The organism is Nostoc sp. 2RC (assembly GCF_014222165.1).
In the GTDB taxonomy this organism is placed as follows: domain Bacteria; phylum Cyanobacteriota; class Cyanobacteriia; order Cyanobacteriales; family Nostocaceae; genus Nostoc; species Nostoc linckia.
The window spans coordinates 1-3900 of the sequence record NZ_JACKZU010000536.1 but is presented as its reverse complement, the minus strand read 5'-3'; the positions used below and the strand labels follow the sequence as shown (position 1 = coordinate 3900).

Annotated in this window: 1 protein-coding gene and 1 pseudogene; both read left to right on the top strand. The window is 43.4% G+C overall.

All coding sequences use genetic code 11. The annotated features are described in order from the left end of the window. The first annotated feature begins 541 nt into the window (after positions 1-541). A complete protein-coding gene (gene asnB / locus GNE10_RS32735) occupies positions 542-2485 on the top strand; it encodes an asparagine synthase (glutamine-hydrolyzing) (protein WP_185570177.1) in 1944 nt (647 codons plus the stop codon). Between the two features lie 555 nt (positions 2486-3040). Further along, positions 3041-3637, top strand: a pseudogene (gene recR, locus GNE10_RS32730) (recombination mediator RecR); the annotation flags it as partial. Positions 3638-3900 lie beyond the last annotated feature (263 nt).

Below are 3900 nucleotides of genomic sequence, written 5' to 3'. Positions count from 1 at the left end.
CAGGAGTCAGAATTCAGGAGTCAGAATTCAGGAGTCAGAATTCAGGAGTCAGAATTCAGGAGTCAGAATTCAGGAGTTAGAATTCAGGAGTCAGAATTCAGGAGTTAGAATTCAGAATTCAGAATACTCTAGCCATGAAGGGATAGAGTTTTAAATGAGTGAAAAAAATTTCATACTAGTTTCGCGCTACTTGCGGGCGTTATATTATGTCCGCATAATTAGCGATGATTTCCACAGCCATTGCACCCCACACGCCAGATGCTCCACTTGGGGAGACCCCAAGACCGCACTGGCTCCCCTTAATTCCCTCCCCGCAGGCTCTGAGGGCAGACAAAGCGTAGCTTTGGCTCTTTGGGGTTTTTCGGATTTAATAAGTAATCAAACTGACATGATATTAGCGCAGCGGAACGTTCGCGGTAGCGTCTCGTAAAAAAGTACGGTTTTTATACCAATATTCATTACCCAGTCATACTGAATTCATACTGAATTCTGACTCCTGAGTTCTGAATTCTGTTCAATAAATTAAGCTAAATTGAGACTGATGTGTGGAATTGTTGCATTTTTATCAAAACAGGAACCAATTTCCCAAGAGGCATTGAAACGGGCAACCCAAAGCTTACACCATCGGGGGCCAGACGGACAAAATTATTGGATTTCTCCCAATCAACGAGTTGGATTAGGTCATGCCCGACTCAGCATTATTGACCTAACAACCGGGGAACAGCCCATTGCTAACGAAGAAGAGAACCTGCACATTGTTGTTAATGGGGAATTTTACGACTTTGAACAGATACAGGCTGACTTGAAACGATGGGGATATCGACTTCGTACCCGCTCTGACAGTGAAATTGCCCTTCATCTCTACGACGAGTTTGGTACACAATGCTTACAGCGTTTGCGAGGCGAATTTGCGTTTGTGCTGTGGGATGAACGCAATCAAGTGCTATTTGCGGCTCGCGATCGCTTTGGCATTAAGCCACTTTATTATACAGTAAATGGTGGTACTCTTTATTTAGCATCCGAAGTCAAGGCTTTATTTGCAGCAGGTGTGCCTGCTCGTTGGAACCCAGAGTCTTTTTTCCAATACAACAGCGCTGTACTAGAAGCAGACCGTACTTTATTTCAAGACATTTATGAGGTTCCCCCTGGTCATTTTCTGCTGGCTTCGCACTCTGGCTGGCAACTGATCCGCTACTGGGATTTTAATTATCCCCGCATCAACGAGCCTGTTACTCAATATAGTGAAGGCGAATACATTGAAAAACTTCGCTACACATTGGACGAAGCGATTCGACTCCGCTTGTGGGCTGATGTACCAGTTGGCTGCTATCTCAGCGGTGGTATCGATTCGTCTACTGTGTTGGGAATGGCAGCTAGACATACCTCTGGCTCGATACAGGCATTTACTATCGCCTTCGATCAACCCCCTTATGACGAACAAGCTTTCGCTCGTGAGACAGTTGAACACGTCGGGGCAAATCTTCATATTCTTCCAGTCAGCCAATCCGATCTCGTCAGCAACTTTGCCGATGCGGTTTATTACGGTGAGAGGCTTTCCAACACTATCTCCACAGCTGGCAAATATCTATTGAGCAAAGCGACGCGAGATATGGGTTACAAAGTTGTACTTACGGGTGAAGGTTCTGACGAAATCTTCGGAGGATATGTCGCTATGCGTGAGGATATGTTGCTCTACAATCGAGAAGGACAAGATGAGCAAACTGTACAGCAGCTATTAGCTCAATTGCAATTGCACAATCCAACTTCTGCGCTTTTATCAGAAACTAATGCGTCAGAAATGCCTTTAAAGGGAGTGCAGCAGACTTTAGGTTTTGTACCAACTTGGCTCAAAAATGTCTCAGTTGGACTGATGAAAGCTGGTATAAAGAAACTTGACCCTTTTTATACCCCTGCATTTGCGGCTTTTGTGGCAGAACGTGATGCTTTTAAAATTTTTTTAAATCGCTTAGATGTACAGGGTCAACTAACTGGGCGGGAACCCGTCAATCAATCCCTTTATTTGTGGTCTAAAACGGTTTTGCCAAACTACGTTTTGAGAATGCTGGGCGATGGTGTAGAAATGGCACATTCTATTGAGGGGCGTCTGCCATTTCTTGACCATCATGTAGTTGAATTAGTGCGCGACTTTCCTGTTTCACTCAAAATCCGTGGTGCAACCGAAAAATATGCGCTGCGAGAAGCGGCACGCCCTTTCTTGACAGACACGATGTATCATCGTAAAAAGCACTCGTATTCTTCTCCACCTTATGCTCTGCAAAGCAATCAGCCATTGCAAGAACTACTACAAGATACTCTGCGAAGCGAGGTGATGAAATCACTACCATTCTACGACCAAAAAGCAGTTATTACACTCCTAGATCGACTGCCCGAAATGGATGACAGTAAACGTACTCAAGTAACTTTTACTCTGACGGGAATGGTGAGTGCTTGTATTTTACAAGAACGGTTTAAACTTATGGGATAAATATGCTTTGGAGGTGTACTCTCAATACGGTTCGGATAAGCAGTATGAACTTCCATTGTGGTCTGGAAAAAGGTTAAGGGGTAAGGGGATTTGGATGTATTTGAAACCTTTCCTCTTTCCCCTTTCCCCTTTAACCGAACCGTATTGGGTGTACTCTTCAGTAGCACATCCATTTGTAATTTCGTTAACACAGTACCTGCATTCAGATGTGGGCACTTACAGTGCAAATAATAAGTCATCCGTAATAGCTACGAGTCATTAGCTCAAAACCACTCCAAAATTTTCTAGGAATGTCATCATAGTTAAGGGAAATCCAAAAAATAAATTATTCCGGTTCCTCTCGTTGACTGTCAACCGTCAACCGTCAACACTCAAGGCTTCGACTCCGCTCAGCCTTGACCCTGAACGAAGTCGTACCACTTCCCTCCGGGACACTCCGCGAACGTGGAAGCAAGCTACGCGTAGCGGCGACCATAGGAGAAGGGTTCACAATCTTCTGTGGAATATTTTTTTACTTGGAAGTCCCTAAGGTGAAAACATTCTGGAGACAAAACCACGGTTTACGCACGTCCCTTAGCACGATTAATCGAGCAATTGCAACGCTTACCAGGAGTTGGGCCCAAATCTGCCCAGCGACTTGCTTTGCATATTTTGAAGCGACCAGAAGCAGAAGTAGAAGCTTTGGCGCAAGCTTTAGTAGAAGCAAAAAAACAGATCGGTTTGTGTTCCGTCTGCTTTCACTTATCTGCTGAGCCAGTTTGTGAAATCTGTCGTAATGTCAACCGTGACAACAATACTATTTGTGTAGTAGCTGATTCTCGTGATGTGATTGCCCTAGAAAAAACTCGCGAATATAAGGGCAAGTATCATGTTTTGGGCGGGGTAATTTCCCCCATCGACGGAATTGGCCCAGAACAGTTAACAATTCAAGCTTTGGTACGTCGAGTAAGTAAACAACAACCCCAAGAAGTGATTTTGGCAATTAGTCCCAGTGTGGAAGGGGAGACAACTACACTGTATCTCGGTCAACTATTAAAGCCATTTACCAAGGTGACACGAATTGCTTTTGGTTTACCTGTTGGCGGTGATTTAGAGTACGCCGACGAAGTTACTTTAGCAAGAGCCTTGGAAGGACGCCGAGAATTAGACTGAACTAAGTAGAACGACTTGAAAAAAATAAACTATGTTAAGTAATGTAAAAAGAAGAAAAATTAGTTCGTAGTAAGGACTTTAGTCCTTTTTTAAGAACTTTAGTTCTCTCTACGAGACGCTACGCGAACACTACAAACCTTTAGTTATTTATCCTATTCTACTTACAACAACTAAAAATTAATGCCTCTGTGCCGTAGCATTGCTATGTGATGCATCGTATTAGTTATTTACAGTTTTTGCTTAATATTTAACCTTTTTTATAT